This window comes from Mycolicibacterium hippocampi (assembly GCF_010723735.1).
GTDB classification, from domain to species: Bacteria; Actinomycetota; Actinomycetes; order Mycobacteriales; family Mycobacteriaceae; genus Mycobacterium; species Mycobacterium hippocampi.
In genome coordinates this window covers 3393379-3408488 of the sequence record NZ_BLLB01000002.1, presented here as the reverse complement: position 1 = coordinate 3408488, position 15110 = coordinate 3393379, and the positions used below count along the sequence as shown (strand labels likewise).

Annotated in this window: 15 protein-coding genes; 4 read left to right on the top strand and 11 right to left on the bottom strand. The window is 68.3% G+C overall.

Annotated features, from left to right (window positions below; translation table 11 throughout):
• Nucleotides 1–121: 121 nt before the first annotated feature.
• Nucleotides 122–724: a hypothetical protein gene (locus G6N53_RS17535; RefSeq protein WP_163890454.1), complete on the bottom strand. Its 603-nt coding sequence runs from the start codon at nt 722–724 to the stop codon at nt 122–124.
• A gap of 136 nt (nt 725–860) precedes the next feature.
• Between G6N53_RS17535 and G6N53_RS17530 the strand changes: the two genes are divergently transcribed.
• Complete coding sequence (locus tag G6N53_RS17530; RefSeq protein WP_163890452.1) at nt 861–1271, top strand: XRE family transcriptional regulator; 411 nt, start codon at nt 861–863, stop codon at nt 1269–1271.
• 12 nt (nt 1272–1283) lie between these two features.
• On the top strand, nt 1284–2018 hold the full coding sequence (locus tag G6N53_RS17525) for a hypothetical protein (RefSeq protein ID WP_163890450.1): 735 nt from the start codon (nt 1284–1286) through the stop codon (nt 2016–2018).
• Nucleotide 2019: 1 nt separating this feature from the next.
• Here the strand turns inward: G6N53_RS17525 and lipL are convergent, their stop codons facing one another.
• From lipL to mutA, 4 genes are read right to left on the bottom strand one after another with little or no spacing between them, the layout of a single operon-like run.
• The gene (lipL, locus tag G6N53_RS17520) at nt 2020–3315 is read right to left on the bottom strand and encodes an esterase/beta-lactamase LipL (RefSeq protein WP_163890448.1); all 1296 of its coding nucleotides are present in this window, start codon (nt 3313–3315) and stop codon (nt 2020–2022) included.
• A 52-nt stretch (nt 3316–3367) separates the two neighbouring features.
• Entirely contained in the window at nt 3368–4363 is a 996-nt protein-coding gene (gene meaB / locus G6N53_RS17515) for a methylmalonyl Co-A mutase-associated GTPase MeaB (RefSeq protein WP_163890446.1), read from the bottom strand.
• The gene (scpA, locus tag G6N53_RS17510) at nt 4364–6679 is read right to left on the bottom strand and encodes a methylmalonyl-CoA mutase (protein WP_237166558.1); all 2316 of its coding nucleotides are present in this window, start codon (nt 6677–6679) and stop codon (nt 4364–4366) included.
• Nucleotide 6680: 1 nt separating this feature from the next.
• Nucleotides 6681–8585 (bottom strand): methylmalonyl-CoA mutase small subunit, encoded by a 1905-nt coding sequence (gene mutA, locus G6N53_RS17505; protein WP_163890444.1) that lies wholly within the window; start codon nt 8583–8585, stop codon nt 6681–6683.
• Between the two features lie 110 nt (nt 8586–8695).
• On the opposite strand from mutA, the gene G6N53_RS17500 reads away from it, so the two are divergent.
• A complete protein-coding gene (locus tag G6N53_RS17500; protein ID WP_163890442.1) occupies nt 8696–9451 on the top strand; it encodes a TVP38/TMEM64 family protein in 756 nt (251 codons plus the stop codon).
• Here the strand turns inward: G6N53_RS17500 and G6N53_RS17495 are convergent.
• Genes G6N53_RS17495 through G6N53_RS17485 form a run of 3 tightly spaced genes read right to left on the bottom strand, consistent with a single transcriptional unit; the run spans nt 9438 to nt 11466 of the window.
• Nucleotides 9438–9800 (bottom strand): DoxX family protein, encoded by a 363-nt coding sequence (locus G6N53_RS17495; RefSeq protein WP_163890440.1) that lies wholly within the window; start codon nt 9798–9800, stop codon nt 9438–9440. The genes G6N53_RS17500 and G6N53_RS17495 overlap by 14 nt on opposite strands.
• Nucleotides 9797–11017, bottom strand: a complete 1221-nt coding sequence (locus tag G6N53_RS17490; protein WP_163890438.1) for an SPFH domain-containing protein — start codon at nt 11015–11017, stop codon at nt 9797–9799. The genes G6N53_RS17495 and G6N53_RS17490 overlap by 4 nt, the downstream gene beginning before the upstream one ends.
• A gap of 14 nt (nt 11018–11031) precedes the next feature.
• Nucleotides 11032–11466 carry an NfeD family protein gene (locus G6N53_RS17485; RefSeq protein WP_163890436.1) on the bottom strand — a complete coding sequence of 145 codons (435 nt, stop codon included), beginning with the start codon at nt 11464–11466 and terminating at the stop codon, nt 11032–11034.
• A 72-nt stretch (nt 11467–11538) separates the two neighbouring features.
• On the opposite strand from G6N53_RS17485, the gene G6N53_RS17480 reads away from it, so the two are divergent.
• Nucleotides 11539–12393 carry an Rv1486c family protein gene (locus G6N53_RS17480; RefSeq protein ID WP_163890434.1) on the top strand — a complete coding sequence of 285 codons (855 nt, stop codon included), beginning with the start codon at nt 11539–11541 and terminating at the stop codon, nt 12391–12393.
• Here G6N53_RS17480 and G6N53_RS17475 read toward each other — a convergent pair.
• From G6N53_RS17475 to fabG1, 3 genes are all read right to left on the bottom strand, one after another.
• Nucleotides 12390–13427, bottom strand: a complete 1038-nt coding sequence (locus G6N53_RS17475; protein WP_163890432.1) for a ferrochelatase — start codon at nt 13425–13427, stop codon at nt 12390–12392. The two genes, G6N53_RS17480 and G6N53_RS17475, sit on opposite strands and share 4 nt — an antisense overlap.
• Nucleotides 13427–14233, bottom strand: a complete 807-nt coding sequence (gene inhA / locus G6N53_RS17470; RefSeq protein ID WP_163890430.1) for an NADH-dependent enoyl-ACP reductase InhA — start codon at nt 14231–14233, stop codon at nt 13427–13429. The genes G6N53_RS17475 and inhA overlap by 1 nt, the downstream gene beginning before the upstream one ends.
• Before the next feature lie 62 nt (nt 14234–14295).
• Nucleotides 14296–15072, bottom strand: a complete 777-nt coding sequence (gene fabG1 / locus G6N53_RS17465; RefSeq protein ID WP_163890428.1) for a 3-oxoacyl-ACP reductase FabG1 — start codon at nt 15070–15072, stop codon at nt 14296–14298.
• Nucleotides 15073–15110: the final 38 nt, after the last annotated feature.

Sequence of the window (15110 nt, the reverse complement as noted above, 5' to 3'; positions counted from 1 at the left end):
CACGGGCCCACCCGTTCGGTTCTACTGAGCGCGGCGCGCCGTTCTTCCGAAAGCTCCCCGGTGATGGCCGGATCGACGCTGGTGGCCCACAGTCTAGCGGGCCTGCGGAATCACCGGCGATTCACAACGGCGCCGCGGCGTCGGAGGTGATCTCGATCAATGCGAGCGGAAACTGTTCGGCCACCTCTTCGATGCTGTATGCGTCGAATCTGGTGGTGTCGTAGCGCCAGTCGAGGTGCAACGCTCCACCGGCGCGGTGCACGTGCAGTCCGAGGGCGTGGCCGCCGCCGGAGTCGGTCGCCTCGGCGGTGACATCGAGCAGGACCTCGCACCGGATGGCCGCCCTGCCTGCTGCCGCGGCCAGTGCGGTGTGGGCACCCTGCAACATCTCCGTGGGCCCCATCGGTGCGGCGTCCGAACAGATCAGCCACACCGCGCGGTGCGTAGGTGCCGGACCGGTGACGACGTCGACAGCCACCTCCCCTTCGCCGCGGGTCCGGCCGAGCGCTCGGCCGAGCGCGGCGAGCAGGATTTCCTCCACCGGTATACCGAGCCATTCCGCGGCGCCGTCGACCTCGTCTGCGAATTCGCTCGTCGGTGTCATTCTCAAAATCTCGAATCGCGGGGCATGTCCCTCGATGACGGGATGATCGAACACCTCGAGAGGTGCCGCAACAGTGGTGACCAAGGGGCTGACCTCGTCGGCCATGTAAGGAGCGACCATGTCGCTCACCGTAGCGCGAATGTCCCAGAATTGGGAGACCACTCCCAAAACCGTGACGACTGTGTCAATTAAGGCGGTGTCATCTGTTTGCCCGCAGGGGCTGCCCCGGCCCGGGAATTCGGTTTATTGTGTTCTCGTGCCACGCACCGACGAGAACGGCAGACAGCTCAAAGCCCTGCTCGATTACCTCCTCGACGGGGAGATCGACGCGAAGGATCTCTTCGACGCGCTCGGCGTCTCCAGCAGCACCTATTACCGGCGGATCAAGGAAAGCGACTACCCGAACGCCGAGGAGCTACGGCGGGTGGCCGACCGCTTCGCGCTGAGCTACCCCGACCTGCAGATCCAGTTCGGCCTGATGAGTCGCCAGGAAGTGTGGAACTACGTCAGGGCCGCCGAGTCAGCCGACTCGGCAGTGGCGACCCTTCAAAACACTACGACCCTTCAAAACACTACGACCCTTCAAAACACTACGACCAAACCAGCCGTCCGGCAGCGACCGAAGCTCTCCGAGCTGGCCCCCCGCCTCGACGCGCCGCCCCTCTGAGCAGGTCCGGAAATGGGTTTGGCGACACTCATCGCGATCACGCTCCTGTGCATTCTGTGGAGCCTGTGGATCCGTCGTGTCACCTGGTCCTGCCGGTGGGAGGTGGCCGCCACCCTCAACATCGCGTTGCAGGGCCTCGCGGTGCTGCTGATGTCACCGCTGGCCTCTGAAACCCTGGGCGTCTGGCTTCACTCGTTGACCGGCAAATGGAACCTCGAGGACTACCTCGGCCACGACGCCTACATCGTCGCGGCGTCGGCTGTCGTGTACAACGCGTTGGGCAGGCTCGAACAGGACCACGCGATGCACCGACGGTTCAAGCAATTCGTCGAACGGCCCGCCACGGTGTGCATACCGCTGCTGCTGGCGGCCTTCTGGTTGGGCAACGGCGCAGCGATCTACCGCCCTGACTTCTTCGACGTGCCCACCGACATCTGGCTGAACGTCTACTGGCTGATGCTGTGCGGCATGCTGATCTACCTGCTTGTATACGGCTCGCGCGCGCTGCTGATCCTGCGTGTCGATCCGCGCTCGCGACAGATCGCGAACATCTACCTGTTCGCGTGCGGCATGGGCATCGCGGCCTGCGTGGTGCGCATCGTCACCGCGTTCGTCACGCCTTTGCAGACCGTCCAGGGCAGCACCCTGGTGTGGATATTCGCCTGCGCCTGCGGCGCCGGCTTCGCGCTGACGTCGGCGTATTCGTGGCGGATCAAGACGAAGTGGTTCACCCGCGCCACCAGCTGAGTCAGACCGCCGTCCGGGTCTGGTCGGCGAACGGCGCCCCGAACTCCCGCACCGGACGGTAGCCGTTCTTACGGGCCTGGGCCGCCCCGCGGCGGAGCAGCGCCGCGGTTGCCACAAACCCGGCCTGGTCCGCGACCACGAGTGGGGTGAGCAGCCGGTTGTGCACAAAACCGAACGCCAGACCGGACTCCGGGTCGGCCCATCCCAGCGAGCCGCCGAGCCCGACATGACCGAACCCGGGAAGCACTCCCGGGAACGGCAGGCTGTGATACCCCAGGTGAAACGCCAGCGGCAGCACCATGGTGTGGTCGGGTCGCAGGCTCGGCCGGCCGACGAGTGCGGCGGCGGTTTCGCGGGACAGGTACTGCACCCCGTCGATGCGGCCGCCGTTGGCGATGGCTCCGTACATGCGGGCCAGCGCACGAGCGGTGGCCACGCCGTTCGCCGCGGGGATCTCGCTGTCGAGCATCGGGATGTCGCCCTGGACGAACGCCTTCACGCCCGGGAAGTACATCGCGCCGAATCCGCCGGAGATGGGCAGCGCGGCCAGTCGGGGGGCGACCAGGTTGAAGATCGGGTTCTGCAGCGCGCTCTGCGGACCGATGATCTGCGCGGCGTGCGTCGGCGCGTGCGCGGGCGGGCGGCCCAGGTGCAGCCCGTCGGTGTTCAGGGGTGCCGCGACCTCGGTCCGCATCAGCTCGCGCATCCCCTTGCCGGTGATCGCGCGCGCCAGCCCGGACAGCAGCCAGCCGAAGGTCAGCGCGTGGTAGGCGGGCCTGCCGTGCAGCCAACTGACCGGGGCCGCGGCCAGCCGCTCCTCCATCCGCAGATGATCGACCAGATCACCCTTCACCGCCCCGTTGAGCTGGGAAAGGCCGGCCCGGTGCCGCAGTGCGTCGCGGACCGTGATCTTCGACTTGCCGTTCGCGCCGAACTCGGGCCAGTGGTCGGCGACGGGCGCGTCGTAGTCGACGAGGCCGCGGTCGGCGAGCCGGTGGATGACTGTGGCGGCCACCCCCTTGGTGGCGGAGAAGACCATCGTGCCGGTGTCGGCGTCCCAGTGCCGGGTGCCCTGGCGGTCGGACCAGCCGGTCCACACGTCGACGACCGGTTCGCCGTCGAGATAGACGGCCAACGCCCCGCCGCCGAGGCGCCGCCACGGGAACAACTGTGAGAACGCCCGCACCGCGCAACCGAAATTCGGGTCCGCCGCGCCCTGCACGCCTCGTGGCAGGGCAGCGCCGTCGGACCCTTCGGGGAACGCCGCGCTGCGCTCCCGGCTGTTGACGGCCGTCACAATATTGAATTTACCCCGCTGCGCGGCAAAGAACCCAGGAGTTATCGATTCGTTAATTCCGGGGAGCCGGTGGCTGCTCGGCGGCGTCGATGATCTGCTGTGCAGCAAGCGCCGGAGTGAGCTCGCCGTCGCGCACCTGGCGCTCGACATCGGCCCGGATCCGGCGTACTCCCGGGCTCGACAGCACCCGATCCAGCACCGTGTCACGCACCATCGACCAGGTCCAATCCACCTGCTGTTGCCGCCGCCGGGCGTCGAACTCGCCCGCTTCGGTGAGCACCTCACGGTGCTTGAGCACCGTGTCCCAGAGCTCGGTCAGCCCGGTGCCGTGCAGCGCGCTCAAGGTCAGGACCGGTGGGCGCCAGAGTGTTTCGCGAGGGTAGATCAGGCGGATAGCGCCGGCGAGCTCCCGGGCTGCAGCCTTGGCCTCCACGGCGTGTTCACCGTCTGCCTTGTTGACGACGACGATGTCGGCGAGTTCGAGCACGCCCTTCTTGATTCCCTGCAGTTGATCGCCCGTGCGGGCCAGCGTGAGGAACACGAACGTGTCCACCATGTTGGCAACCGCCACCTCGGACTGGCCGACGCCCACCGTCTCGACGAGGATGACGTCATAGCCTGCGGCCTCCAGCAACACGATGGTCTCGCGGGTCGCCTTGGCGACACCGCCGAGTGTTCCGGACGTCGGCGACGGCCGGATGTAGGCGTCGTCGTGTACCGCCAGGCGCGCCATCCGGGTCTTGTCGCCCAGGATCGAGCCGCCGGTGCGGGTCGACGACGGGTCCACCGCCAGAACCGCGACCCGGTGCCCCTGCTCGATCAGGTACATGCCGAGCGCCTCGATGCTGGTCGACTTGCCCACCCCGGGCACACCGGTGATGCCCACGTGCACGGCACTGCCCGCTTGCGGCATCAGCTCCAGGAGCAACTCCTGCGCCTTCTGGCGGTGATCGGCGCGGGTGGACTCGACCAGGGTGATCGCCCTGGCCAACGCCGAGCGGTCACCCTCGCGGACTGCCGCGGCCAGCTCACCGGCGGATGGGCTCATCTAGTTCAGCGTGTAGCCGAGGCGTTCGGCCAACTTGCCCAGCAAGCCGATCGCCGCGTCGGCGATGACGGTGCCCGGGGGGAAGATGGCCGTGGCTCCCGCTGCATAGAGCTCGTCGAAGTCGCCGGGCGGGATCACTCCCCCGACCACGATCATGATGTCCGGTCTGCCCACCTCGGCGAGCGCATCCCGCAGTGCGGGGACCAGGGTCAGGTGGCCGGCCGCCAGCGAGGACACCCCGACGACGTGCACGTCGTTGTCGGCAGCCTGGCGCGCCACCTCGTCGGGCGTGGAGAACAACGAGCCCACGTCGACGTCGAAGCCGATGTCGGCGAACGCCGTCGCGATCACTTTCTGCCCGCGGTCGTGGCCGTCCTGCCCCATCTTGGCGACCAGGATGCGGGGCCGGCGGCCGTCGGCCTCGGCGAACTTCTCCACCAGCTCGGTGGCGCTGCTGACATTGCTGGCCATGCCCACCTCGTCTCGGTACACCCCGGCGATGGTCCGGATCTCGGCCTGGTGCCTGCCGTAGACCTTCTCCAGCGCGGCGGAGATCTCCCCGACCGTCGCCTTGGCCCGCGCCGCGTCGATCGCCAGGGCCAACAGGTTGTTGCCCAGCCCATCGGCTCCCGAGACGCCGGTCTCACCTGCCGCCCGGGTCAGTTCGGCCAGCGCGGCCTGCGTCGCGGTGTCGTCGCGATCAGCGCGCAGCCGTTCGAGCTTGGCGATCTGCTCGGCCCGGACCCGGCTGTTCTCGACCTTGAGGACCTCGATCTCGTGATCCTCGTCGACCTGGTAACGGTTCACGCCGATCACCGTCTGCTGACCGGAGTCGATGCGCGCCTGGGTGCGCGCGGCGGCTTCCTCGATGCGCAGCTTGGGAATTCCGGCGTCGATGGCCTGGGCCATGCCGCCGTGCGCGGCGACCTCCTCGATGTGTGCGCGGGCACGTGTCGCCAGCTGATGGGTCAGCCACTCGACGTAGTACGAGCCGCCCCACGGGTCGATGGGCCGCGTGGTTCCGGACTCCTGCTGCAGCAGCAGCTGGGTGTTGCGTGCGATGCGCGCTGAGAAGTCGGTCGGCAGTGCCAGCGCCTCGTCAAGCGCGTTGGTGTGCAGCGACTGGGTGTGGCCCTGGGTGGCAGCCATCGCTTCGACACAGGTCCGTGCGACGTTGTTGAACGCGTCCTGTGCGGTCAGCGACCAACCGGAGGTCTGCGAATGCGTGCGTAGCGACCGCGATTTGGGGTTCTTGGGGTCGAACTGCGCGACGAGCTCGCTCCACAGCAGCCGGCCCGCACGCAGCTTGGCGACCTCCATGAAGAAGTTCATGCCGATGCCCCAGAAGAAGGACAGCCGCGGCGCGAACTTGTCGATGTCCAGCCCGGCGTCCAGCCCTGCCTTGAGGTACTCGACCCCGTCGGCCAGCGTGTAGCCGAGCTCGAGGTCCGCAGTAGCACCGGCCTCCTGGATGTGGTAGCCGGAGATCGAGATCGAGTTGTACTTGGGCATCTTCACGCTGGTGTAGCCGAAGATGTCGGAGATGATCCGCATCGACGGCTTCGGCGGATAGATGTAGGTGTTGCGGACCATGAACTCTTTGAGGATGTCGTTCTGGATGGTCCCGGCCAACTTCTCCGGCGGCACGCCCTGCTCCTCGGCGGCCGCGACGTACAACGCCAGAATCGGCAGCACCGCACCGTTCATCGTCATGGACACGCTCACCGCCGACAGGTCGATCCCGTCGAACAGCTGGCGCATGTCGAGAATGGAGTCGATCGCCACGCCCGCCATGCCGACGTCCCCGGCCACCCGTGGGTGATCCGAGTCGTAGCCCCGGTGGGTCGCCAGATCGAAGGCCACCGACAGGCCCTTCTGCCCAGCGGCCAGGTTGCGGCGGTAGAACGCGTTGGATTCCGCGGCGGTGGAGAACCCGGCGTACTGCCGGATCGTCCAGGGCTGGTTGACGTACATCGTCGGGTAGGGGCCGCGCACGAACGGCGGCTCCCCGGGCAGGCTGCCCAGCGGATAGCCCTGTCCCACGATCTCGTCGCGATCGGCGGCGATGTACACCGGTTTGACGTCGATGCCCTCCGGGGTGGCCCAGTCGAGCTGATCGGCGGTGTACCCGTGCGCCGCGGCGGCAGCCGAAACCTGTTCGGCGACATCGGCCGACGTCGGCGCCGTCGGCGTGCGCTCACCGTGCAGCGGGACGTCGGCGAAGCTGCCGATGGCGGCGACATCGGATACCGGAGCCGGGTTGCCGGCGACATCGGATACCGGAGCCGGGTTGCCGGCGACATCAGATGCGGTCATGTCATGCCCCCAATCGGGTCAGCAGGTCCGAGAGCGTCGCGACCGCATCGATCTTCGCGGTCAGGTAGCCGTCGGGTTTCGAGTCGGCGTCTGCGACCGCCTTCTCCGGTCCGGCCAGCAGTAGGTGGCGCACGCCGGCCTGCCGTGCGGCCTCGACCACCGCCGACGCCTCGTTCGCGTACCGGCGGTCGGTGCCGCAGATGACGGCGATCTCGGCGCCGTCGACATCCCGCACCGCCTGGTCGACACCGGCGGCCTCCAGCGGCCCGGGGTTGACCGCCTCGATTCCCCCGGAGGCCAGCAGATTCGAGATGAAAGTCGTTCGGATGTTGTGCTCGGCCAGCGGTCCCACCGGTAGCAGCAGCACGCTCGGGCGGGCGCCGGTCTTCTCGAGGTGGACGTCCGAGCGGTTCCGCAACGCTTCGAACCCTTCGGCGTACCGCCGCACCGAGGGCAGCGGATCACCCTGCGGCAGCGGAACTTCCGCCAGGTTCGGGTATTCGTTGACGCCGGTCAGCGCCGTGCGCCGGTGCGAGATGTCCCCGGCCCGACGCTCGGCGATCTCCGCGATGCGCCCGGTGAGGTGTTCACCGGCTGACGCGAAACCGCCCTGGGCCTCGATCTCCTGGAAGTGTGCCCAGGCCTGCTCGGCGAGCCGGGCGGTGAGATCCTCGACGAACCACGATCCGCCCGCGGGGTCGAGCACCCGGCCGATGTGGGACTCCTCGAGCAGCAGCAGCTGCGTGTTGCGGGCGATGCGCCGCGCGAAGCTGCGCGCGGTGCCGGGAAACCCACCGGGGATCGCCACATCGAACGGGTGCACCAGCACGGTGTCGGCCCCGCCGACGCCCGCCGAGAAGGCCGCGACCGTGGTGCGCAACATGTTCACCCAGGGATCCCGCTGCGCCATCATCGCCAACGACGTGCTCGCATGCACGGTCGCCGCACCGGCGTGCGGCTCCCCGACGACGTCGGCGACCCGCGCCCAGAGTTGCCGGGCGGCACGCAGTTTCGCGATGGTGGTGAACTGGTCGTCATCGGCGGCGAACCGGAAGCTGATCTGGCGCAACGCTGTGGCCGCGGACAGACCCGCGTCGACCAGCTCTCGCAGATAGGCCACCCCGGCGGCGACGGCCGCACCGAGCTCCCACGAGGCATTGGCACCGAGGTTGTGGAAGACCGGACCGTCCACCGTGATGGTCCGCACGTGCCCGTCGTACCCGGCGACCTTCTCCGCGGTCGCGATCACGTCGTCGAGGCCGGGCGCCGGCCGGCCGGCCCATATCGCGGTGAGCGGGTCGGCGCCGAGATCCACCGACAACCGGGACCGCTGGTCGTCGTCGAGTCCGGTCAGCAGGTCCAGGAGCGCGTCGGCCGCGGCGCGGTAGGTCGGCCCGTCGCCGGTGACGTCGAGCACCACGGGGACGAGGTCGAGAAAGACACCGTCGAGCAACCGGTCCAGGTCTGCAGGACGGACAACGCCGTCGACCTCACCGACGCGCAGCACCAGCGCGCTCACCCCCTCGGTCAGCCCGAGCAGCAGCGAGCCGTTGCCGTTGTCTGCGGTGGCGTCCACGGTGGCATCCGTGGTGGCACTGTCGGCGGGGAAGACCTCGGCGACCTTCCAGCCGGACTTCACGTCGCGCAGCGCGTCGCCACCGCGGACAAACGGCCACCGGCCCGGCAGTTCCGGCTCGGTCAGCTCGTCGGCGCTGGTGTACAGCGGCCGGATCGGGAACCCGTCGTAGGTGGGCGAGTCCAGCAGCCGCTCCGGTTCGGCGGGCAGATCGGCAGGATCACGCCGTGTTGTCTTCGCCAGCACACCCGCCACGGCGGACCGCCATCGGTCGAGATCGGAATCCACTACGCCCCCGGCAGTGCCGGCGCTGGGTTTCTGCACAGCCATCAGGCTAAATGATGGGCATCACGCCGGCGTGCCCCGGTCCGGCCGGGGAAGACGGGCGCAGGGCCTGTCCGAGCGCCGGTTCGACGCCTCGCCCCGTACTCTTGGAAGACGTGAACTCCGTCGTCAGCACGCTGCGCACCGTCCGTGCGGCGGTGCTCACCACGCTGAGGACGTTTCCTCCTCGCCGGTTCGCCGCCATCCTCACCGCGATTGTGATCCTCGTCGCAATCGCGGCGCTGGTGCCGCTGCCGACCGCCGTGCAACTGCGGGACTGGGCCACTTCGGTGGGTCCGTGGTTCCCGCTGGCCTTCCTGGGCGCGCACATCGTCGTCACGGTGTTCCCGTTCCCGCGCACCGTGTTCACACTGTCGGCGGGTCTGCTGTTCGGCCCGTATCTGGGGGTGCCGTTGGCCGTGCTCGCGAGCACCGTCAGCGCGGTCATCGCACTGCTGCTCGTGCGGGCGGCAGGCTGGCAGCTGGACAGATTGGTGACCCACCCACGCCTGGAGGCGGTGAACAGCAGGCTCGCCGACCGCGGCTGGCCGACGGTGTTGTCGGTCCGGATGATCCCGGTCGTCCCGTTCTCCGTGCTGAACTACGCGGCCGGCTCATCGGCGGTACGCGCGGTGCCCTACACGCTGGCGACGTCGGCGGGTCTGCTACCTGGCACTGCGGCCGTCGTCATCCTCGGTGACGCCCTCACCGGCAACGTCAGTCCCCTGCTGTTCGTGGTCTCGTTGTGCACCGCGAGCATCGGCGTCGCCGGGCTGATCTACGAAATCCGGACAGACCGCCGCAACCGCGGACCCGAGGTCCGGCCCGACGAGCCGGTCGAACCGACCGAGCCGGCGATCAGCGCCGGCTGACCGAGGGGCCCTTCGCCGTCATCGTGGCGTACAGCGCGAGGAACGACGACGCCGCCGCCATCCCGGGGCTCCAGTCCCTGGCCCTGATGTGGGACCCCACGGCCAGCACGAAATAGACCGTCAGCATGAACGTCGTCAGACGGGCCAGCGCCGGAAACCGGTACACCGATACCAGGCCGACGGCAGCAGCCGCCTTCACGAACGGGATGATCGGGCGCAGCTCCGGCGCCAGGCCCACATCGTCGAACGCCTTCTCGATCGGCGCGATGGGCACGGCACACGCGACGGCGTCGCCGGCCTGAACTGCCGCCAGCACCGCATACGTCCGTGTGGAGGTCAGCGCACTCATTGATCCGAGCTGCCTTGACGGGGCGGCGGTGCCTGTTGTCGGGAGTAGTCGGTCACGTCCGGCTGCGACTGCTGCGTGAGCGGCGGATACTGGCGTGGCCCGTCGAGACCGGCCACCGGGGTGCGTGCCTCGGCCACCGCCTCGGCGACGGCCTGGGCGATCTCCGGATCGGTCTGGGTGTTGAACCAGTCGGCCACCTCTGCCGAGTCGTCCTCCGGCTTCGGCAGGTTCTCCTCGACCGGCGACGGCGTGTAGCGGAACACCCCGTCCTCGCCCGGTGCGCCCAGCAGCTTGGTGAAACCCTGCAGCGCGGTACCGAAATCGCTGGGCACCAGCCACACCTTGTTCGCCTCGCCTTGGGCCATCTGCGGCAACGTCTGCAGGTACTGGTAGGCCAGCAGCTCCGGGGTGGGGCGGCCGGCCTTGATGGCGGCGAAGGTCTTCTCGATCGCCTTGGCCTCGCCTTGGGCCTGCAGGTAGGAGGCGGCACGCTCACCCTGGGCCCGCAACATGCGCGATTGCCGGTCGGCTTCGGCGGTGAGGATCGCGGCCTGCTTGGCACCTTCGGCCGCCAGGATCTGGGACTGCTTCTGCCCTTCCGCCTGCTTGATGGACGCTTCCCGGTGGCCCTCGGCGGTCAGGATCATTGCGCGCTTCTCCCGGTCGGCGCGCATCTGCTTCTCCATCGAGTCCTGGATCGACGGCGGCGGGTCGATGCTGCGTAGCTCGACGCGGGCCACCCGCAGACCCCATCGGTTGGTGGCCTCGTCGAGCACCCCGCGCAACTGGCCGTTGATCGAGTCACGGGAGGTCAGAGTCTGTTCCAGGGTCATACCGCCCACCACGTTGCGCAGTGTGGTGGTGGTCAGTTGCTCGACGCCGACGATGTAGTTGCTGATCTGGTAGACCGCCGCCTGCGGGTTGGTGACCTGGAAATAGACGACCGTGTCGATGTTCACGGTCAGGTTGTCCTCGGTGATCACCGGCTGCGGGGGGAACGACACCACCCGCTCGCGCAGGTCGACCCGCGCCCGGATTTTGTCGATGAAGGGCAACAGCAGCGTCAGCTGCCCCGACACTGTCTTGCTGTAGCGGCCCAGACGTTCGATCACCGCGGCCTCGGCCTGGGGTACCAGCGCCACCGATTTCGCCACGACGATCACGGCGAACACCACCAAAACGGCCAGCAGGACCAACCCTGCGACAGCACCGTCCACAACGGACTCCTTCTCTAGACGATCTTGGCGACGACCGCAGTGGCCCCGTCGATCTGCACGACGGTCACCTGGTCACCGGCTTCGTAGACGTCGGTCTCGACGTGGGGCCGCGCCGTCCAGATCTCGCCGTCAAGCTTGACCTGACCTTCGTGGCGCGCCACCCGGTCGAGCACCAGCGCGCTCTTGCCCTCCAGCGCTTTGGCGGGATCCAGAAGACCCTTGCCCGACTGCACCCGCCGCTTGATCGCCGGGCGGACCCCCACCAGCAGCAGGACCGACACCAGCAGGAACACCAGACCGTCGGCCCAGACCGGCCACGCGAGCAGCCAACTGGAGCCGGCTGCGGCCAGTGCCCCACCGCTGAGCATGAGCAGGAACAGATCACCGGTGAGCGCCTCGGCTCCGGCGAGGGCCAGTGCTGCGATCAGCCAGATCAGCGGAACGGGCATGACACGAGCCTAGCGCGGCGCCGACGGTGTCAGCAGGTAACAACCAGACCCAACAACTACACTGCCTGCATCATGTGGTGTCCCAGTGTTTCGCTGTCGGTGTGGGCCAATGCCTGGCTCGCCGGTGCCGCCGCGCCCGATGATGTCCTGGATGCGTTATCCCAATGGACATCAAAGCATTCGGTGACAGCATATGACTCGGTGGCCGCCGAACGCACCGGCCTGTCGTGGCCCGATCTCGATGATGCGGGGGCGGTGTCTCTGCTGCAGACGATGCGCACGGCGGCACGGCCGGCGGGGACACCGCCCTCGATCGTGCTCGCGTTGCCGGTCCCCGGCGACGTCCGCGGGCTGCCGCCGGGCACCCAGTTCGGCCGCGACGCCATCACCGCCGGTGAGGCGATCATGGTCGGATCACCGGAGTCGGCGATCGGGCTGGTCCCGGACCTGGAGTACCCGGACACCCCCGACGGCGAGGAGTACGAATTCGAACCCGAACTGTCTGCGCTGTCGTGGACGGTGTACTCGCTGCCCGCGCTGCCGCTACCCGAGGACCTCGACCTCGGCACGGCGGAGTACGCACTGCGCGACGCGGTGCGCGCGGCGGCCGATGCGCTCGGCGCGCTGCGCGCCGAAGCCCCGGGCGGTGATGTCGCCGACCCGCGCAGGATGGTCGAGCAGGTGCTGGAATCCACCCAGGCACATCGGATCCCCGACCATGCGCCCACGCGGGCGGTGCGGGTTCTCGAGAACGCGGCTCATGTCGACGCGATCATCGCCGTCAGCGCCGGACTGATCCCGAGCGGATTGCAGAGCTCCTCGGAGGTCCAACTCGCCAGCGATGCGTTACGTCCGCTGTCCTCGGTGGTCCGGTCGGCTCGACTGGCCGCGGTCGCGTCGATCCTTCGATCCGCCTGGCGCGACTAGCGCTCGGCCGAGCACGCCGGGGTGCACAGGGCGCCGTTGACGCTGCACCCGTAACCCGGCACCTCGCGCTCCCCGATGCTTCCCCGGGCCCTGGCCGCAGGCCGGTCCAGACGCATCTCGTCCATCAGGTCGACCACCAGTCGCGCGAACCGGGGCTGCGCGTTCGGCGTCGTCGCCCGCGCGAAGGCGATCCCCGCGTCGGCTGCCTGTTCGGCGAGTTCACTGTCGAGATCCCAGACCACCTCGATGTGGTCGGCGACAAAACCGACCGGGCAGACGATCACCGCCTCGGTGCCGGTGTGCGCCAGCGAGGCGAGGTGGTCACCGACGTCGGGTTCCAGCCATGGCACCTGCGGCGGTCCGGATCGAGACTGCCAGACCTGGTCGTAGTCGGGGTATCCCGCGGCTGCCGCGACCAACGCGCTGGTGTGGGCGACCTGGCGTTCGTAAAGGTCTGGTCCGCAGCGCGAGGCAGCCCGCAACGGGATCGAATGCGCGGTGAAGACGAGCCGGGCGTCGGCGCGCACCGCCTCGGGCAGGGTCGCCGCGGCGTCGCGGATGGCGTCGGCGAACATCTCGACGAGCAGCGGGTGATCGAAGTACTGGCGAAGTTTGGTCAACTCAGGTGCGTCGGAACCGGCCGACGCCCGGGCGCGCGCGATGTCTTCCTGGTATTGCGTGCAGCCGGAGTAGCCGCCCCAGGCCGATGTCGAGAACACCGCGGCACGCCGAATGCCGTTGTCGCGCATCTGCGCGACTGTGTCCTCGACGTAGGGCTCCCAGTTGCGGTTGCCGAAGTAGACGGGCAGCTCCAGCCCGCGGCGGGCCAGCTCCGCCTCGATCGCGACGATCAGCTCGCGGTTGATTCCGTTGATCGGCGACACCCCACCGAAGTGCAGGTAGTGCTCGGCGACAGCAGCCAGCCGTTCCCGGGGGATGCCCCGGCCCCGGGTGACGTTCTCGAGGAACGGCATGACCTGGTCGGGCCCCTCCGGACCACCGAACGACAGCAGCAGCAGCGCGTCAAAGTCCATCACAGGAGCTGGGTGCTCGCCCCTCCGTCGGCGAAGATGATGGTGCCCGTGGTGGCCGGCAGCCAGTCCGACAGCAGGGCACACACCGTTTTGGCCACCGGTGTCGGGTCTTTCATGTTCCAGCCCAGCGGCGCGCGCTGATCCCACCCCTCTTCGAGGAGCTGCATCTGCGCCCCGGCCTCGTCGCCGAGGGCGCCGCCGACGATCGCACTCATGGCCAGGGTCCGGATCGGGCCTGCCGCAACAAGATTCGATCGCACCCCAACCTGTCCGGCCTCGCGTGCGACGAATCGGTTGACCGATTCCAGCGCGCTCTTGGCCACCGTCATCCAGTTGTATGCAGGCATCGCGCGGGTGGGGTCGAAGTCCATGCCGACGATGCCGCCACCGGGGCTCATGATGGGCAACACCGCCTTGGCCAGCGACGCGTAGGAGTAGGCCGAGATGTGGATGCCTTTGGCGACATCCTCGTAAGGCGCGTCGAAGAACGGGTTGATGCCCATCCCGGTCTGCGGCATGAACCCGATGGAGTGCACCACCCCGTCGAGTTTGTTGCCCTCACCGATCACCTCGCTCACCCGGTCCGCCAGGGTGTCGAGATGTTTGTCGTTCTGGACGTCGAGTTCCAGCAGCGGCGCCGGATTGGGTAACCGGTCCGCGATGCGCTGGATCAGCTTCATCCGGTCGAACCCGGTGAGCACCAGCTCGGCGCCGGCTTCCTGGGCGACCTTGGCGATGTGGAACGCGATCGACGAATCGGTGATGATCCCCGTGACGAGGATCCGCTTGCCTTGAAGAAGTTTCACTGTGAAGAGTCCTTGTCTGGTGGAGAGTCCTTGTCTGGTGAAGAGACCTTGTCTGTTCTGCTCTAGTGGCCCATACCCATGCCGCCGTCGACGGGGATCACCGCACCGGCGATGTAGCTCGCGTCCTCCGACGCGAGGAAGCTGACCGCGCCGGCGACTTCCTCGGCGGTGCCGACGCGCTTCGCCGGGATGAAGTCCAACGCACCCTCCTGGATCCGCTCGTCGAGAGCGCGCGTCATCTCGGTGTCGATATAGCCGGGCGCGACGACGTTGGCGGTGACACCGGCCTTGGAAAGCTCCCGCGAGATCGAGCGGGCCATACCGATCAGGCCTGCCTTGGCGGCCGCATAGTTGGCCTGGTTGCCGATGCCCCACATCCCGGACACCGAACCGATGAAGATGATCCGGCCGAAACGTTTGCGCTGCATGCTGCGCGACGCTCGCTGGGCCACCCGGAACGCCCCGGTGAGGTTGGCATCGATGACGTTCTCGAAGCGCTCCTCGGTCATCCGGATCAGGAAGGCGTCCTGGGAGATGCCGGCGTTGGACACCAGCACCTCGACCGGCCCCTGATGCTCCTCGACCTCTTTGAAGGCGCGGTCGACGGCCTCGCTGTCGGTGACGTCGCACTGCACACCGAACAGCCCGTCGGGCGCCCCCGATCCACGATGGGTGACGGCCACCTTGTGGCCGTCGGCGGCGAGGCGCTGCGCGATCGCCAGGCCGATACCCCGGTTTCCGCCGGTCACCAGGACCGAACGGGCGACGAATGCGGGGCGGGCGCCGGTGGTTTCAGCGGCGGTGTCGGCGGGTTCTTCGGTGGCAGCGTCCGCAGTCATGCCCGCCAACCTAATGCCTGGCGCTCGTTCACAAGAAA

Coding starts and splice junctions, on each gene's coding strand:
- G6N53_RS17535 (WP_163890454.1), bottom strand. CDS start 724: ATGGTCGCTCCTTACATGGCCGACGAGGTCAGCCCCTTGGTCACCACT.
- G6N53_RS17525 (WP_163890450.1), top strand. CDS start 1,284: ATGGGTTTGGCGACACTCATCGCGATCACGCTCCTGTGCATTCTGTGG.
- meaB (WP_163890446.1), bottom strand. CDS start 4,363: ATGAGCCCATCCGCCGGTGAGCTGGCCGCGGCAGTCCGCGAGGGTGAC.
- scpA (WP_237166558.1), bottom strand. CDS start 6,679: ATGACCGCATCTGATGTCGCCGGCAACCCGGCTCCGGTATCCGATGTC.
- mutA (WP_163890444.1), bottom strand. CDS start 8,585: ATGGCTGTGCAGAAACCCAGCGCCGGCACTGCCGGGGGCGTAGTGGAT.
- G6N53_RS17495 (WP_163890440.1), bottom strand. CDS start 9,800: ATGAGTGCGCTGACCTCCACACGGACGTATGCGGTGCTGGCGGCAGTT.
- G6N53_RS17485 (WP_163890436.1), bottom strand. CDS start 11,466: ATGCCCGTTCCGCTGATCTGGCTGATCGCAGCACTGGCCCTCGCCGGA.
- G6N53_RS17480 (WP_163890434.1), top strand. CDS start 11,539: ATGTGGTGTCCCAGTGTTTCGCTGTCGGTGTGGGCCAATGCCTGGCTC.
- G6N53_RS17475 (WP_163890432.1), bottom strand. CDS start 13,427: ATGGACTTTGACGCGCTGCTGCTGCTGTCGTTCGGTGGTCCGGAGGGG.
- fabG1 (WP_163890428.1), bottom strand. CDS start 15,072: ATGACTGCGGACGCTGCCACCGAAGAACCCGCCGACACCGCCGCTGAA.